This window comes from Aeromonas sp. QDB39 (genome assembly GCF_027707585.1).
Classification (GTDB): domain Bacteria; phylum Pseudomonadota; class Gammaproteobacteria; order Enterobacterales; family Aeromonadaceae; genus Aeromonas; species Aeromonas hydrophila.
Genome location: NZ_JAPCIV010000028.1, coordinates 24,617 through 40,684, shown reverse-complemented (window position 1 = coordinate 40,684; position 16,068 = coordinate 24,617). Strand labels below are relative to the sequence as shown.

General features: G+C 64.1%; 16 protein-coding genes. 5 read left to right on the top strand and 11 right to left on the bottom strand.

The annotated features are described in order from the left end of the window. Positions 1-4: 4 nt before the first annotated feature. Positions 5-1,996, bottom strand: a complete 1,992-nt coding sequence (locus PG899_RS16730; RefSeq protein WP_077095686.1) for a DNA topoisomerase III — start codon at positions 1,994-1,996, stop codon at positions 5-7. A 363-nt stretch (positions 1,997-2,359) separates the two neighbouring features. Between PG899_RS16730 and PG899_RS16725 the strand changes: the two genes are divergently transcribed. Continuing rightward, positions 2,360-3,490: a NapC/NirT family cytochrome c gene (locus PG899_RS16725; protein ID WP_039212972.1), complete on the top strand. Its 1,131-nt coding sequence runs from the start codon at positions 2,360-2,362 to the stop codon at positions 3,488-3,490. Between the two features lie 22 nt (positions 3,491-3,512). After that, positions 3,513-5,993, top strand: coding sequence for a trimethylamine-N-oxide reductase TorA (torA, locus tag PG899_RS16720; RefSeq protein ID WP_077095687.1), 2,481 nt, complete (start codon positions 3,513-3,515; stop codon positions 5,991-5,993). A gap of 146 nt (positions 5,994-6,139) precedes the next feature. Here the strand turns inward: torA and PG899_RS16715 are convergent, their stop codons facing one another. The 4 genes from PG899_RS16715 to PG899_RS16700 form a co-directional block, all read right to left on the bottom strand. Beyond that, positions 6,140-6,601 carry a hypothetical protein gene (locus PG899_RS16715; protein ID WP_010635837.1) on the bottom strand — a complete coding sequence of 154 codons (462 nt, stop codon included), beginning with the start codon at positions 6,599-6,601 and terminating at the stop codon, positions 6,140-6,142. 41 nt (positions 6,602-6,642) lie between these two features. Beyond that, positions 6,643-7,992 carry a sensor histidine kinase gene (locus tag PG899_RS16710; protein WP_005306363.1) on the bottom strand — a complete coding sequence of 450 codons (1,350 nt, stop codon included), beginning with the start codon at positions 7,990-7,992 and terminating at the stop codon, positions 6,643-6,645. A 37-nt stretch (positions 7,993-8,029) separates the two neighbouring features. Continuing rightward, a complete protein-coding gene (locus PG899_RS16705) occupies positions 8,030-8,686 on the bottom strand; it encodes a response regulator transcription factor (RefSeq protein ID WP_011707717.1) in 657 nt (218 codons plus the stop codon). Between the two features lie 86 nt (positions 8,687-8,772). Further along, a complete protein-coding gene (locus PG899_RS16700; protein ID WP_011707718.1) occupies positions 8,773-9,105 on the bottom strand; it encodes a PepSY domain-containing protein in 333 nt (110 codons plus the stop codon). A 63-nt stretch (positions 9,106-9,168) separates the two neighbouring features. On the opposite strand from PG899_RS16700, the gene PG899_RS16695 reads away from it, so the two are divergent. After that, positions 9,169-9,414 (top strand): PepSY domain-containing protein, encoded by a 246-nt coding sequence (locus PG899_RS16695; protein WP_077095688.1) that lies wholly within the window; start codon positions 9,169-9,171, stop codon positions 9,412-9,414. 44 nt (positions 9,415-9,458) lie between these two features. Here the strand turns inward: PG899_RS16695 and msrQ are convergent, their stop codons facing one another. Both msrQ and msrP read right to left on the bottom strand, forming a co-directional pair. After that, positions 9,459-10,091, bottom strand: a complete 633-nt coding sequence (gene msrQ / locus PG899_RS16690) for a protein-methionine-sulfoxide reductase heme-binding subunit MsrQ (RefSeq protein WP_041216789.1) — start codon at positions 10,089-10,091, stop codon at positions 9,459-9,461. A 19-nt stretch (positions 10,092-10,110) separates the two neighbouring features. Beyond that, positions 10,111-11,112 carry a protein-methionine-sulfoxide reductase catalytic subunit MsrP gene (gene msrP, locus PG899_RS16685; protein ID WP_077095689.1) on the bottom strand — a complete coding sequence of 334 codons (1,002 nt, stop codon included), beginning with the start codon at positions 11,110-11,112 and terminating at the stop codon, positions 10,111-10,113. A 370-nt stretch (positions 11,113-11,482) separates the two neighbouring features. Between msrP and PG899_RS16680 the strand changes: the two genes are divergently transcribed. Then, positions 11,483-11,965, top strand: coding sequence for a DUF1097 domain-containing protein (locus PG899_RS16680; protein ID WP_011707721.1), 483 nt, complete (start codon positions 11,483-11,485; stop codon positions 11,963-11,965). Positions 11,966-12,037: 72 nt separating this feature from the next. On the opposite strand, the gene PG899_RS16675 is transcribed toward PG899_RS16680, so the two are convergent. From PG899_RS16675 to cydH, 4 genes are all read right to left on the bottom strand, one after another. Further along, on the bottom strand, positions 12,038-13,309 hold the full coding sequence (locus PG899_RS16675) for a sigma 54-interacting transcriptional regulator (protein ID WP_270697511.1): 1,272 nt from the start codon (positions 13,307-13,309) through the stop codon (positions 12,038-12,040). Then, a complete protein-coding gene (locus PG899_RS16670) occupies positions 13,306-13,821 on the bottom strand; it encodes a hypothetical protein (RefSeq protein WP_011707723.1) in 516 nt (171 codons plus the stop codon). Before PG899_RS16670 ends, PG899_RS16675 begins: the two co-directional genes overlap by 4 nt. An 8-nt stretch (positions 13,822-13,829) precedes the next feature. Beyond that, positions 13,830-15,230 (bottom strand): sensor histidine kinase, encoded by a 1,401-nt coding sequence (locus tag PG899_RS16665; protein WP_011707724.1) that lies wholly within the window; start codon positions 15,228-15,230, stop codon positions 13,830-13,832. Between the two features lie 98 nt (positions 15,231-15,328). Continuing rightward, positions 15,329-15,421, bottom strand: a complete 93-nt coding sequence (cydH, locus tag PG899_RS16660; RefSeq protein ID WP_143238958.1) for a cytochrome bd-I oxidase subunit CydH — start codon at positions 15,419-15,421, stop codon at positions 15,329-15,331. A 129-nt stretch (positions 15,422-15,550) separates the two neighbouring features. On the opposite strand from cydH, the gene PG899_RS16655 reads away from it, so the two are divergent. Then, on the top strand, positions 15,551-16,066 hold the full coding sequence (locus tag PG899_RS16655) for a 2-amino-4-hydroxy-6-hydroxymethyldihydropteridine diphosphokinase (protein WP_045788838.1): 516 nt from the start codon (positions 15,551-15,553) through the stop codon (positions 16,064-16,066). The last annotated feature ends 2 nt before the right edge of the window (positions 16,067-16,068 follow it).

Here is a 16,068-nt window from a genome sequence, read left to right as displayed (position 1 = left end):
ATGGTCAGGCCGCCTGGCCTTTGGTCGTTCGCTTGCCCGTGCTCCTGCCTGCACTTCTGCCTGAACTCTTGCGAGGCGCAGCGCCACCAGCAGCCGGACTCTTGCGCTTGGTGAAGCGGCGCTTGTCGGCTCCGGGCGCCGCCTTGGGCAGGGCGCTGAAGCCGGCCCCCGAATCCTGTCTGGCGCCGTCGATCAGGCCGTTCAACTGCTCGGTCAGCGGCCCCATGAATTGCTGATAGCTCGTCTGCCGCTCGGCAATCCGGCCGAGATGCTGCTCCCACAGCGCCGTCATGTCAGGGGTGGTCGCCGTGGCAGGCAGCGCCTGAATGAGAGCCCGCCCGGTCGGAGTCGCCTTGATGCTCTTGCCCTGGCGCACCAGAAAGCGGCGCTTGAACAGCAGATCGATGATGCCCGCCCGGGTCGCCTCGGTGCCGAGGCCGTCAGTCTCGCGCAGGGTCTTGCGGATCTCGGGATCCTGCACGTAGCGGGCGATGCCGGTCATGGCCGCCAGCAGGGTGGCATCGGTGAATGACTTGGGCGGCTGGGTCATCTTCTCCTGCAGCTCCCCCCGCTCGCACAGCAGTTGCTCGCCCTTGCGCAGGGCCGGCAGGGTCCCCGCCTCCTCTTCATCATCTTCCTCCACCCCGAGCAGCGCCTTCCAGCCCGCCTTGAGGATCCGCCGCGCCTTGGCCTGGAACAGGCCGCCGGCGATGCGCAGCAGCACCTTGCTGTCGTTGTACTCGAACGGCGGGTAGAACTGCAGCAGGTACTGACGGGCAATCAGGCCGTAAAGCCTCGCCTCGTCAGCCCCCAGCGTGGCCGGGTTGCCCTGCTTCTCGGTGGGGATGATGGCGTGGTGGGCATCCACCTTGCTGTCGTTCCACGCCTTGCTGCGGATCTTGCCGTCCGCCTCGCTCACCGCCTTGGCCAGCGCCGGCGCCGTGCTGGCGATGGCCTCCCGCACCTGGCCGGCCCGGTTGAAGTGATCGCTCGGCAGATGACGGCTGTCGGATCGCGGGTAGGTAATCAGCTTGTGGCGCTCGTAGAGCCCCTGGCAGATGTCCAGCACCCGCTTGGCGTCCATGCCGAACCGCTTGGCGGCATCGATCTGCAGACTGGAGAGGTTGTAGGGCAGCGGCGCCGCCTGCTTGCGGGCCTGCTCCTCCACCTCTTCCACCAGTGCGGGCTGGCCCTGGATCCGCTCCACCACCTTGGCGGCCAGCGCCCGGTTGAGCACTCGCCCCTCCTCGTCCTGCCAGGGCAGACAGGCCTCGGAGGGCAACCACTTGGCGCTGAAACGCTCGTTACCTTCGGTCTGTAGATGGGCCAGCACCTCAAAGAAGGGCTTGGGCACGAAGGCTTCTATCTCGAGATCCCGCCGTACCACCAGCCCCAGCAGCGGCGTCTGCACCCGGCCGACCGACAGCAGCTCGCTGCAACCCCCCTTGCGGCCAAGCAGGGTATAGGCCCGGGTCATGTTGATGCCGTAGAGCCAGTCGGCCCGGCTGCGGGCCAGCGCCGACACCGCCAGCGGCACGAACTCCTTGTTGTCTCTGAGCTTGTCGAGGGCACGGCGCACCGCCGGCGGGTTGAGATCGCTGATGAGACAACGCAGCACCGGCCTGGTTTTGCCGTAGCCGAGGAAATCGATCACCTCGTCCACCAGCAGCTGCCCCTCCCGGTCCGGGTCACCGGCGTTGACCACGCAGTCGGCCTGTTTGATCAGCCGCTTGATGACGGTGAGCTGGGTCTTGGTCTTCGGCTTGGCCACCAGCTGCCACTGGGCCGGGACGATGGGCAGCGACTCCATGCGCCACTGCTTGTAGGCGGCGTCATAGGCATCGGGCTCGGCCTGCTCCAGCAGATGGCCGATGCACCAGGTCACCACATCCCCCTGTGCGGTTTCGATAAAACCGTCCCCCTTCTTGTGGGGCTTGGGCAGCACGTCGGCAATGGCACGTCCCAAACTGGGCTTCTCGGCGATGAAGAGTCGCATGGCAAACACCTGAATACTGTATATGTGAACAGTATATAACGGGCCCCGGGCAAAGCCCAAGCCCTCCGCAGGCGCGAGGCGACAGGCCCTTGCCGAGGCAGGAGCGATGAGAGGGAGTGGCGGGCGGGTGCACAGCACCGCCGGGTGGTGGATGGCAGGCCCAAGCTGACCATGATTCAAACGAGGACAAAAAAGACGGTAAAATCGCAGGAAGTTAAATTAAATTCAATTAAATGATAAATTACAAAATAATAAATGCATTTAAAATAACAATACAAAATATAAATCATGATAGAGGTCAATCAACTACCTCTCCGTGGATACTACTATATTGGTAATATTTGATCGTAGGAAAACGCCGTCATGCTTGGAAAATTGTTGAGAAAAACCTGGTTCTGGCTACTGCTGCTCGGAGCCCTCCTAGGCGTTGCAGCGCTGGGGGTCACGGTGACCGTCATGCACAAGACCAGCTCCACCGAGTTCTGCGTCTCCTGTCACTCCATGCAGACCCCGCTGGCCGAGTATCAGGGCAGCGTCCACTTCCAGAACGTGAAGGGCATCCGTGCCGAGTGCGCCGACTGCCACATTCCGGGTGATCCCACCTCCTATCTGTGGACCAAGATCCGCGCCGTGAAAGATATCTATCACGAGGCGATCGGCACCCTCGACACGCCTGAGAAATACGAGGCTCACAAGCTGCGCATGGCACAGTCGGTGTGGGACGAGCTGAAGGCCAACGACTCCGCCACCTGCCGCAGCTGCCACAGCTACGCAGCCATGGACATCCTGGCCCAGCGCCCCAACGCCCGTGCCGAGCACCCGGTCGCCATCAAGGAGGGCCAGACCTGCATCGACTGCCACCGCGGCGTCGCCCACATCATGCCCGACATGAGCGGCCTGGCCGCCGCCGGTGCCAGCGAGCTGGCGCAAGCCGCCGCCCAGACCCCGGCCAGCGTCACCACCCGTTACGCCATCGCCACCACCCCGCTCTATCTGGATGCCGGCGCCAAGACCGACGAAGGCACCCTGATGCCCTCCACCCAGGTGGAAGTGCTGGCCAACGACAACGGCCGCGCCCAGGTGCGCATCGACGGCTGGCAGCAGGACGGGGTGAGCGAGGTGTTCTACGCCGCCCCCGGCAAGCGCATCCTGAGCACCCTGCTCGGCGACAAGGCCAAGGCGCAGCTCACCACCGGCAAGAGCGAAACCGACAGCGCCACCAACCTCACCTGGCATCAGGTCAGCCTGACCGCCTGGGTGGATCAGAGCCAGCTCATCGGCGATCAGGGCAAGCTGTGGCAGTACGCCTCCACCCTGATGTCCAACAACTGTACCGGCTGCCACGGCCTCACCGCACTGGATCACTTCAACGCCAACCAGTGGATCGGCGTCATCAAGGGGATGGAATCACGCACCTCCCTGACCCCGGAACAGGCACGCATGTTGACCCAATACGTCCAGAAACATGCCAGTGACATGAACGCGGCGCACTAAGGCTGGCACAGAGGAAATCGTCATGACTTTTTTTACCGATAAGCAAACCAATCTCTCCCGCCGCAGCCTGCTCAAGGGGCTGGGCGCCTGCGCCGCCCTGCCGCTGCTGGCCGGCGTCTTCCCGAAAAGCGCGCTGGCCCAGGCCATCAGCACGGCGCTTGAACAGTTCCCGACCCTGGTGCCCGCCCAGAAAGGCATCCTGACCGGCGCCCACTGGGGGGCTTTCGAGGCCATCGTCGAAGAGGGCCGCATGGTACGGGTCCAGCCGGTGGCCGATGATCCGGCCCCCAACGATCTCATCGACATGGCGCCGTTCCAGGTCCACGCCAAGAACCGCATCAAGTACCCCATGGTGCGCAAGAGCTGGCTGGAACAGGGCCCGGGGGCCAAGCCCGAACTGCGCGGTGCCGACGAGTGGGTGCGAGTGAGCTGGGAGAAGGCCATCGCCCTGGTGGCTGGCGAGATAGGCCGGGTACAGAGCGACTTCGGCCCGCAGGCGATCCACGCCGGTTCCTACGGCTGGAAGAGCGTCGGCATGTTCCACAACAGCCGCACCCTGCTGCACCGCCTGATGAACCTGGCGGGCGGCTTCACCGGTTATGCCGGCGACTACTCCGCCGGTGCCGCCCAGGTGATCATGTCCCACGTGATGGGCTCCATCGAGGTGTATGAGCAGCAGACTGCCTGGCCCAACGTCATCGAGCACGCCGAACTGGTGGTGCTGTGGGGGGTCAACGCCCAGGTCACCCTGAAGAACAGCTGGAACATGCCGGATCACGAGGGTCAGGCCGGTTTCAAGGCGCTCAAGGAGAAGGGCACCCGCATCATCAGCATCGACCCGGTCTACAACGAAACCGCCAAGCTAGCGGGGGCCGAGTGGATTGCGCCGAACGCCTACACCGACGTGGCCATGATGCTGGGGGTAGCCCACACCCTCTACAGCGAGCAGAAGCACGATCAGGCCTTCCTCGACCGCTACACCACCGGCTTCGACAAGTTCCTCGCTTATCTGCTCGGCCAGGAAGACGGCCAGCCGAAGAGCGCCGAGTGGGCGAGCACCATCTGCGGCGTCGATGCCAAGGTGATCCGCCAGCTGGCCCTCGACATGGCGTCCAAGCGCACCATGATCATGGCGGGCTGGGGCATGCAGCGGCAGCAACACGGCGAACAGCCCAACTGGATGCTGGTCACCCTGGCCGCCATGCTGGGCCAGATCGGCCTGCCGGGCGGCGGTTACGGCTTCAGCTACCACTACTCTTCCGGTGGCAGCCCCACCGCCAAGGGCGGCATCCTGGCGGGCATCTCCGCCGGCAATGCGCCAAAGAACGGGCCGGCGCCGATCCCGGTGGCCCGCATCGCAGACTGTCTGGCCAACCCCGGCAAGACCATCGACTTCAACGGCCGCAAGGTGACCTACCCGGACATCAAGCTGGTCTACGTGGCGGGCGGCAACCCCTTCCACCACCACCAGGACACCAACAACCTGGTCAAGGCCTGGCGCAAGCCGCAGACCGTGATCGTGCACGAGCCCTACTGGACCGCCACCGCCAAGCACGCCGACATCGTGCTGCCGGCCACCACCAGCTACGAGCGCAACGATCTGGAGATGGGCGGCGACTACTCCCAGCGCTACGTGTTCCCGATGCACCAGTGCGTGCCGCCCCAGTTCGAGGCGCGCAACGACTTCGACATCTTCCGCGACGTGGCCGCCAAGCTGGGCCTGCAGGAGCAGTACACCGAAGGCAAGGACGAGATGCTGTGGCTCAAGCAGATGTACGACGGCATGGCCGCCCAGGCCCGCGGCGCCCGGGTGGCGCTGCCGCCGTTCAACATGTTCTGGGAGTCCAACAACTACATCCGCTTCCCGGTGCCCGAGGCGAACCGCCAGTGGATCCGTCACGCCGATTTTCGCGAGAACCCGCTGCTCAACCCGCTCGGGACCCCGTCCGGCAAGATCGAGATCTTCTCCAGCACGGTGGCCGGCATGGGTTATGCCGACTGCGCCGGCCATCCCAAGTGGTATGAGCCCAAGGAGTGGATCAAGAGCAAGGAGGCGACCCGCTATCCGCTGTCGCTCAACACCTCCCACCCGACCCAGCGGCTGCACTCCCAGCTCGACAACACCCCGCTGCGGGACAAGTTCGCCGTCGCCGATCGCGAGGCGATCCTGATCCACCCGGACGACGCCAAGGTACGCGGCATCCAGGATGGCGATCTGGTGCGGGCCTTCAACGACCGCGGCCAGATCCTGGTGGGAGCCCTGCTCTCGACCGACATCCGCCCCGGGGTGGTGCGGGTGTGCGAAGGGGCCTGGTTCGATCCGGCCAAACCGGGCGAGGCGGGGAGCCTGTGCAAGAACGGCAACGTCAACTGCCTCACCTTCGACGAGGGCACCTCCAGCCTGGCGCAGGGCAACTGCGGCCACATGGCCCAGCTGCAGATCGAGAAGTACCAGGGCCCGGCCCCGGTCAACACCGCCCACGCGGTGCCGGCCAACGCCTGAGCAGAGGACTGAGCAACAAAAACGGCGCCATCAAGGCGCCGTTTTCTTATCTCGGTTTGTGGTGTGACTCAGAAGTCACCCTCAACCATCTACTCTTCCGGATACTCCACCCGCTTTGCAGCCAGAGCGCGGACAAGGACTCTGAATCAGAAGTCACCTTCCACCATGTACTCTTCCGCACACTCCACCAGCTGAGGCCAGAGTTCTTCCGGCACCCAGGCATCCGGGTCATCTTCATCCCCGTCGTACTGGCTCCAGAAGTAGCGGCGCAGGCCGGAGGCGAAGTCATCGCTCAGCTCGGCCAGCTCGGAGAGCGGCCCCAGCCAGGCGATGCGGCGCAGGCCGGAGGCGAGATCGTTGATGGCGTCCATCAGGCCGCGATCGTCGAAGCTCTGCTCCACCAGCAGGGTGAAGCGCTCACGCGCCCGCTCGGTCTGATCCTCATCCAGCTCGCCCACGTCGGCCAGCAGGTCGACGAAATCTTCCAGCAGGAAGGCAATCAGGCTGTCGCGATCCTCAAACCACTGGATCTGGGCCCCCTTGGTGCCCAGCACGGAGGCATCGAACGAATCGTCGAGGTGACACAGTGCCCATGGATCATCGGTCATGGTTCTCTTCCTCAGGCTAAAACAGGTGCCATATCTTATGCCTAGCTCTCCACTCTTGCCACCTTGGGCAGCGAGAGAGAAGCTGCCAGCCCGCCGAGCTCGGCGCGCCCCATGATGAGGCTGCCGCGGTAGGCTTCCGCCAGATCGGAGACGATGTTGAGACCCAGCCCAGAACCCGGCACCTTCTCGTCGAGGCGCACCCCGCGCAGCACCGCCTTGGCGATCTGATCCTCGCTCATGCCGGGGCCGTCATCCTCGATGCGCAGGGTGATCCAGCCCCCCAGCTCGGCGCTGGAGATGCGCAGCCGGCCGGCCGACCACTTGAAGGCATTTTCCAGCAGGTTGCCCACCATCTCGTCGAAGTCCTGCTCCTCCACCCCGACCGCCAGGGTGGCCGGCACCTGCAGGTCCACTTCCCGGCCCGGATAGAGGCGGGAGAAGGCGCGGCAGATGTACTCCACCCGCGCCCGCACCGGGGTCGACACCCCAAGGATCTTGGCGGCACCGGTCACTCGCGCCTTGCCGAGGTGGTAGTCGATGTGGCGCTGGATCTGATCGAGCTGCTCGCCGAGGGCGGCCTGATCCTCCGGCGGCAGCTGGGCCACCTGGTTGCGCATGATGCTGAGCGGCGTCTTGAGGGCGTGGGCCAGGTTGCCGGTGTGGGAGCGGGCCCGCTGCAGCAGCTCGCCATAGTGGTGCAGCAGCCGGTTGATGTCCTCCACCAGCGGCTGGATCTCCAGCGGATAGCGCAGCCTGAACCCCTCCTGATGTCCCTGATGGACCCGGCTCAATTCGCGGCGCAACAGGTGCAGCGGCCGCAGGCCGTAGACGATCTGGAACATGAAGCCGAGCACCAGCCCGGTCGCGGCAAAGCCGAGGCCGAGGAACAGGCTGATGCGGGTCTTCTTCAGGGTCTGAGTCAGGGCGCTGCTGTCCTTGGCCATCACCAGGGTGAACACCCGATCCGAACCGGGCAGCAGCACGGTGCGGGTCATGATCAACAGCGGCTCCTTGTTGGGCCCCTTGCCGACGAAGAGATCCGGATCGCCGAAGGCCGACTTCAGGCCGTGCACGTCGAGGTGCACATCCCACAGGGAGCGGGAGCGGCTGACCACGCTCTCCCCCAACTCCAGCTGCCAGTAGTAACCGGAGTAGGGCTGGCGAAAGCGGGGGTCGGCCATGGGTTCGGTGACCACCGGCAGACCATCCGGCTGGATCTCGAGGCGGGAGAGCAGATCGTAGAGCTGCAGGCGCAAGCCGTCGGCCTCAGCCTCCTGCCAGTAGTTGCGCATCATGGTCTGCAGGCTGAAGCCGGTGGCGAACAGGAACAGGCCGCACCAGACCATGGCGATGACCACCAACCGCCCCCGCAGGGTACGCACCAGCCTCATTCAGCCGCTCCGGTACAAGAGGGCATCAAGAGCCGGCTCATTCGTTGATCCGGTAGCCGAGACCGCGCACCGTCTCGATGAGATCGGAGTGGGTCTTCTTGCGGATCCGGCCGATGAACACTTCCACCGTGTTGGAGTCGCGGTCGAAATCCTGGGCGTAGATGTGGTCGATCAGCTCGCTGCGCGACACCACCTTGCCCCTGTGCTGCATCAGATAACCGAGCACCCGGAACTCGTGGGCGGTCAGCTTGATGGGGGTGCCTTCGTACCACACCTGGGACGCCGCCATGTCGAGCCGCACCCCGCCGATCTCCAGGATCGAGCTGGCGTTGCCCGCCGCCCGCCGCACCAGGGCATGGACCCGGGCCACCAGCTCGGCCACCTGGAACGGCTTGGTGAGGTAGTCGTCGGCCCCGGCGTTGAGCCCCTCGATCTTCTCGTGCAGCTGGCCACGGGCGGTCAGCACCAGTACCGGGGTGTCGATCCCCTTGCTGCGCCACTCCTTCAGCACGCTCAGGCCGTCGCGGCCCGGCAGACCGAGATCCAGAATGATGGCATCGTAGGGCTCGGTCTCGCCGAGAAAACCGGCCTCGTTGCCGTCGTGGCAGAGGTCGGTCACGAAACCGGACAGGCGCAGCTGCTCCGCCAGCTGGCCCGCCAGGGTCTTCTCATCTTCAACTATCAGAATTCGCATAAATGGGTATCCAAAGCAGGGTTGTGCCGGTACCGGCGGCGGTTGGGGAACGAACCGGATGGCGGTGCGTTCGCGGACTCACTCCATCACTCCTCTTCCGGGGGCGGACGCGGTTCGAACAGCCGCTCCAGATGATGACCCTTGAGCCACACCATCTCCAGGTTGTCGGCCCGATAGCCCACCTTGATGACGCTGTTCTCGCTGTCGATCAGCTTGAGTTCGTACAGCCAGATGCCGTCCTCCTCCCCCAGATCGACCCGCAGCACCCGTACCGGCAGGCGGGAAGCCACCTCCATCACCTCATGAAAGGGGCGCACCCGTCCCTCGCTGACCGCCTGCTGCAGCAAGGCCTCGTTCGGCGTGGCCGCCTGTGCCAGTGCCGGCAGCAGCAACCCAAGCAGAGACAGGGCTCTATTCATGGATGATTCATCTCCCAAAACCTAACATAATGCCGTTTATAGTCTGCCAGCCATGAATCCGGAATGAATATGATCCGACGCAGTTTCCTGCTGATCCTTTGCCTCTTCTCCACCCTCGGCTGGGCGGCCGAGAGCCGTCTCGACATGGCCGGGCTGGTCAAACTGCTGGTGGCCCAAGGGTATCACGACATTCGGGAAGTGGAGCTGGAAGGGGACAAATTCGAGGTGGAAACCCTGGATGCCCAGGGACAACGGGTACGACTCCAGGTGGACGCCCATACGGGTGACATCAAAAAAGAGGCCGACTAGGCCTCTTTTTTATTGCGGGTTGTCGGGACGGCGCACAGCCGGCCTCATGCCTCCCTCAGTTTCTGCGGCCGAAGCCGGCGCCAGGGACGCAGCAGCTTGTCGCGGCGCGGCACCAGCAGGGCGCAGGCCAGCAGCAGATAGATTAGCGGCTCCTGCCAGCCGCTCTTGAGCGACCACCAGTAGTGCACCGGCACCAGCAGGGCCACCGCGTAGATCCAGTTGTGCAGCTTCTGCCAGGCCGGCCCCATGCGCCGCAGCAGGGCCGGGATCGAGGTGAGGCTGAGCGCCAGCAGCAACAGCAGCGCCACCATCCCCACCACTATATAGCTGCGTTTGACCAGCTCGCCGCCAATCAGCCCCCAGTCGAACTGCAGATCCAGCCCCAGCCAGACCATGAAATGCAGACCGGCCCACGCGGCGCACCAGAGCCCGAGCGGGCGGCGCAGCTTGATGAGCTGCCCCTGCCGCCAGCGTTTGGCCAGCGGCGACACCAGCAGGGTGAGCAGCAGCAGGTTGAGCGCCCCCTTGCCCAGATAGTGGGTCAGCCCCTGCACCGGATCCCCTCCCAGCAGGCCGCCGGGCACGGCCACCAGCAGCCAGAGCAGAAACCCCAGCGAGGCGAGGTGTACCAGCGCCCGCAGCAGGGTGATGTGACGCGCCGTCAGTCGCAGAGTCATGGTGTCAGCTCCTCTCGTCTCAATACCACTTGCGCAGATCCATGCCCTGATAGAGGGACGCCACCTCATCGGCATAGCCATTGAATGGCAGGGTCGGCTGACGCTTGGCCCCGAAGATGCCCCCCTCACCGATGAAGCGCTCGCTGGCCTGACTCCAGCGCGGGTGATCCACCGCCGGATTGACGTTGGCGTAGAAGCCGTATTCGTTGGGGGCCAGCAGGTTCCAGGTGGTGGGCGGCATCTCCTCCACCAGCCGGATGGCGACGATGCTCTTGATGCTCTTGAAGCCGTACTTCCAAGGCACCACCAGCCGGATCGGCGCACCGTTCTGGGCCGGCAGCGCCTTGCCGTAGAGCCCCATCGCCAGGAAGGAGAGCGGGTGCATCGCCTCGTCGATGCGCAGCCCCTCGACATAGGGGTAGTCGATGCCGCCACCGAGGGAGCGCGACGCCTGTCCCGGCAGTTGCTCCGGATCATAGAGAGTCTCGAACGCCACGAACTTGGCGCGGCTGGTAGGCTCGGCCCGGTGGATCAGATCCGCCAGCGCGATGCCGCTCCAGGGCAGCACCATGGACCAGGCCTCCACGCAGCGCAGCCGGTAGATGCGCTCCTCCAGCGTGCTCTTGTTGATGAGATCCCACACGTCCAGGGTAAACGGCTTGGCCACCTCCCCTTCCACCTTCAGGGTCCAGGGCTCGGGCTTGAGGTAGTGGCCGTTGCGGGCCGGATCCCCCTTGTCGGTGCCGAGCTCGTAGAAGTTGTTGTGGGTGGTGGCCTTCTCCTCCGGCGTGAGGATCACCCCCTCCGGCCGGGTAGCGGCGTGGATGTTGAGCGCCCGGGTAGCGACCGGCGCCGGCTTGTCGCCAGAGAAGAGATCGAGCACTCCGGCCTGGGTCGGAAACGCCAGGGTGGCGGCGCCGAGCCCCAGCCCTTTCAGGATCAGACGGCGATCCTGATAGACGGCTTCCGGCGTGACATCCTGTTCGGTGAGGTGGTGGGCAGAGCGGCGCTTGAGCAACATGGAAAAACTCCCGGGGCGATGAGGGTAACAATCATAAGACCCGCCCCGGCCGAGTTTTATTTCACGGAAAATTACATGAATTGATAGAGGGGCAGTGCCTTGGCCATGGTTCCGACCAGAAACAGCACTACGAACACCAGCAGGGGAACGATCACATTTGGCACCATCAGACTCACTCCATGAGCAGGACAGGGCCTCTAACTATGGAGCAGGGGCCAGCGCCTCACCATGAAATATTTTCGCGAGCGCAAGCGTATTCCTGAGTTGAAATGAGTGATGGAGATCACACACAATCCCGCCCCTGCTTGCCGCCCCTCTTGTGCGGGGTAGGCTCCCTTTTTTCCGAATTTCACTACTGAAGAGTCACGCCATGAGCCCATTGATCGCCATCGCCATCACGACCGGGATCCTCTCCGCCGTCTGGGGCTGGGTCGCCGTTACCCTCGGCCTCATCTCCTGGGTCGGCTTCCTCGGCTGCACCAGCTATTTTGCCTCCAGCGGCGGCTACAAGGCGCTGCTGCAGACCCTGCTGTGCAATGCCAGCGGCATGCTGTGGGCCCTGCTGCTGATCCATGGCGACGCCTGGTGGGGCGCCGGCGTGGCGGGCTACCTGATGACCGGGGTGGTGGCCACCCTGATGTGCGTGCAGGCCAAGCAGCAGTGGCTCGGCTACATTCCCGGCACCTTCGCCGGTTGCTGCGCCACCTTCGGTGCGGCGGGGGAGTGGCGGCTGATCCTGCCGTCGCTGGTAATTGGTGCGCTGTTTGGCTACCTGATGAAGGCGAGCGGCCTCTGGCTCTCCCATAAAACCCAGAAAACCCAGGCCACCGCGGGCGTCACCGACCCGGCCTGATCCTGGCGATGTGACCGATCCGGTCTGAAACCAGAGGGGCGGTCCGTCATCGACGGGCCGCCCCTCTGTCATTTATCCCTTCGACTTGAAGTTCGCGGCTTCGATGCCGTGCCGATTCAACAGCTTGTAGAAATCGGTGCGGTTTCTGCCCGCCATGTTGGCCGCCAGGGTCACATTGCCCTCGGTGGTGCGCAGCAGCCGGATCAGATACTCCTTTTCGAACTCGGCCCGCGCCTCGTTGAAGGAGGGGATGCCGCCACTCAGGGCAGACTCCACCATGGCGGCACCGATCACCGGACTGCAGCAGAGGCTGGCCAGCTGCTCCACCACGCTGCAGAGCTGGCGCACGTTGCCGGGCCAACCCGCCGCCGCCAGCAGGGCCAGCGCCTCCGGCGAGAAGCCGAGGGCAGCGCAGTCGCCGTGGCGGCTGCGATAATCATCCAGCGCCTGCCTGGCCAGCAGCGGAATGTCTTCACTGCGGGCGCTCAAGGGGGGCAAGGTGATGTTGGCCACGTTGAGCCGATAGAAGAGATCTTCCCGAAAGCGCCCCTCCTCCATCGCCGCCACCAGGTCCTGATGGCTGGAGCTGATGACCCGCACCTCGGGCGTGCCCTGGCCGTACTCCTGCAACACCTGCAGCAGCTTGGCCTGCAGCGATTCCGACAGGTCCCCTATCTCGTCGAGAAACAGGGTCGCTCCCTTGGCCTGTTCAAACAGGCCGGACTGGCCATCCTCACCGAACAGCTGCAGATCCAGCGCCGCCCACGGCAGGGCGGCACAGTTGATGACATGCAGCGGCTTGTCACGCCGGCTGCTGGCCTGGTGCAGCGCCTGGGTCATGACGCCCTTGCCGGAACCGGAAGGGCCCATGATCAGCACGGGCACTTCCATGGCGGCGATGCTGCCAGCCTGGATCAGCAACTGCTCCATCTGCGGGTTGCGGGTCAGGATCAGCGACTGCCAATCCTGTCGCTGCTTTGGGCGCGTCAGGCTCAACGCGTGTTCTATGGTGGCGAACAGCTCATCCTTGTCGATGGGCTTGGTGAGAAAACTGAACACCCCGGAGCGGGTGGCCTGAATGGCATCGGGAATGGTGCCATGGGCGGTCATGATGATGACCGGCAGCCCCAGCCACTGGGACTGGATCCGCTCGAACAGCGCCAGCCCGTCCATGCCGGCCATGCGCAGATCGCTCAGCACCAGATCGGCCCGTTGCTGGCGCAGCCGGTCCAGCGCCCCTTCGGCGCTGTCGGCGGTATCCACCTCATAGCCCTGGCTGCGCAGGCGCATGCTCATCAGCTTGAGCAGGCTGGCATCGTCATCGACCAGCAGGATGCGACTCATTTCAGCGCCTCGCCATTGCCGTTCAGCTTGCGCTGATTGAGTTGATCATCGATGGCGGAGAGTTGCTCGATCTGGCGGCGCAGACGCTGCACCTCCTGACTCTGATCGTCGCGCCGGCTGTCGCGGGCCAGCAGCTCCTCGCCGAGGGCGATCCAGCTGCGCAAGAAGGCCTGGGCATCCAGCCCGAGCTCCGGCAGCAGGCTCTTGAGCTTGTCCAGACCGGCCCGCCGGCTGGCCACCGACTCGGAGGGGTGGGTGTTGACCATGGCCAGACTGACCCGGCTCTCGATATCGGTCGCCCCCTTGAGACGCTGGCGCTCCTGGGCCCGCTGCTGGGCATGGCTGGCCAGCAGCCAGTCCGAGTATTGCAGGCGCACCTGCATCTCCTTGTTGGCAAACTCCATCCGTTTGGCGAGGGCGAGATCCGGCGACGCCGCCGGGTCACGCGCTGGCAGCAGGGAACAGCCTGTGAGCAGGCTCATCATCAATACCGGAACAACACATTGTTTCATCTTGGGCTTCACTTCAACGTCAACCGGAAACAGACATCCGCCTGTTCATCTTCAACCAATACCAACTCGCCGCCAAGGCTCATCGCCGATTCCCGGGCGATGGAGAGCCCCATGCCTGAGCCTTTCAGCAGCCCCTGGCGCACAATACTGCCCTGCTCGAAGGGCTCGAAGATCCGCTCCCGCTCAGCCAGCGGAATCGCGGGCCCTTCGTTGGCCACCTCCAGCCAGCTGCCGTTGCCATCCTGCCCAGCGCGGATCCAGATCTGCCCGCCGCTGGCGCCGTAGCTGACCGCATTGGAGAACAGATTATCGAGGATCAGCCGCAAGCGATATGGCTCGGCCTGCAGGGTGATCGGATCGGTCGGCAAGTGTACACTGATTTGTTTGGATTCCAGCGCCAGCCGGTACTCTGCAGACAATTCTGACAGCAGGGGCGCCAGCGCCACCGGGGTCAGGGTGAACACCTCCTGCTGGCTGAGCCGGTTGAAGTCGAGCAGCCGTTCGATCAGGGTCTGCAGCCGGCGGCTGTTCTCCTCCAGCATCTGGCAAATCTCCTGCTGATCCGGGGTGAGCGGCCCTACAAGCTGCTCGGAGAGCAGATCCGCCCCTTCCCGCAGCACCGCCAGCGGGGTCTTCAGCTCGTGGGAAACGTGGCGCAGGAACTGGTATTTCTGCTGCTCCAGCTCCTTCAATTTATCGTGCAACCAGACGATCCGCTCCCCCAGCAATACCAGTTCGGCCGGCCCGTCCACCGGGCGTTTGTCCGGTTCCACGCCGGCCCCCAGACTCAAGATCCGCGACTCAATCTGACGCACCGGGTGGATGATCAGATAGGTAAACAGCAGCACCAGCAGCAGGCTGAGCACCGCCACGAAACCGCTGACCCACCAGATCTCCGTCATCAGGGCGGCGATGGTCGCCCGCACCCGGCTGACATGCTCGTCTACCTGGCTGCGGGTGATAATCTCAAGCTGCTGATTAACCTGATTAAATTCATCAAATTTGGGGCTGTTTGACTCGGCCTTGGCGCGGGCGAGATCCTGCAGGCTGTCGAGCCAGGCGAGCGCCTGCTCGAGACCCGTGTAAGCCTCGGCATCCGGGATGGAACTCTGGTGAGCGGCCAGCAGGCTGCGATAACTCGCCAGCTGCTGCTGATAACTGGCCAGGATGCGCTCATCTCCCAGCACCGCATAGCGACGAAGAGTACGTTCAAGATCAATGGCTTGGGTGGTCAGCAGCGTCGCTCGACGGGTGTCGCGCACTGCCCGTTCCAGCTCGTCGCTGGTCAACTGGCTGAGGTGTTCGAGGGACTGGCTGTCGTGCCAGATCATGCCGCCCAAAGGCATCAACACCAGAACAAACCCCATCAATACCACTTGCAGCAGGGAGCGTGGGCGTACCTTGGTCATCTTGGACTATCTCAATTCAGCAGGGGTGGGTCAGCATATCTGCACTCCCCCAAAAAGCAAAACCGGCCAGAGGGCCGGTTCATGCTGCAGCTTGGGCATTACGCCAGACCGACGGATGCCACACAGATAGTCAGGATCATGGCCAATGCGCCAGATGCGGTCAGCAGTGCCCATTTCAGTTCCACGCTCATGCAAACCTCCTTTCTTGCCAAGATGATAGAGCCTGATCACAACAGACAAACCGATGTTAATGCATAGTTAACCCGATAACCGTGAGCTGTGTATGAATTTCAGATGAGCCCCATCCAAGGACCGGTGACATGTTCTATCTGTGTAGCATTGGATCGAATCTTGACCCCCATCAGCACGTCAGTCAGGCGGTCGGCGAGCTGCTCGTGCACTTTGGCCGCCTGCAGCTGAGCTCGGTGATCCAGACCAAGCCGGTCGGGATGCACTCCAGCCATGATTTCCTCAACTGCCTGTTCGTCGCCGAGAGCGAGCTGGCTCCGCACCAGCTCAAGGCACACTTCGTCGCCATGGAGCTGGCCCACGGCCGGGATCGCAGCGATCCGCGCTGCAAGGTGCTGGACCGGCCGCTGGACATCGACATCCTGGCCAGCAGCCAGAGCGATGACTTCTCCACCGCCCGGGTCGATGCCTATCTCGACGAGCTGCTGGCGGAGCTCTATGGCCGTGGCCAGGTGCATGATCGCAAGGTGACCCTGCCGCTGCATACCCGCTTGATGGCAGGCAAGGTGATCGAGGAGCGCCAGGTCGGTCTCGCCCCCATCGCCCTGCAACAGGAGATAGCGACCCCCGCCGCACTCCTGCGCTGACC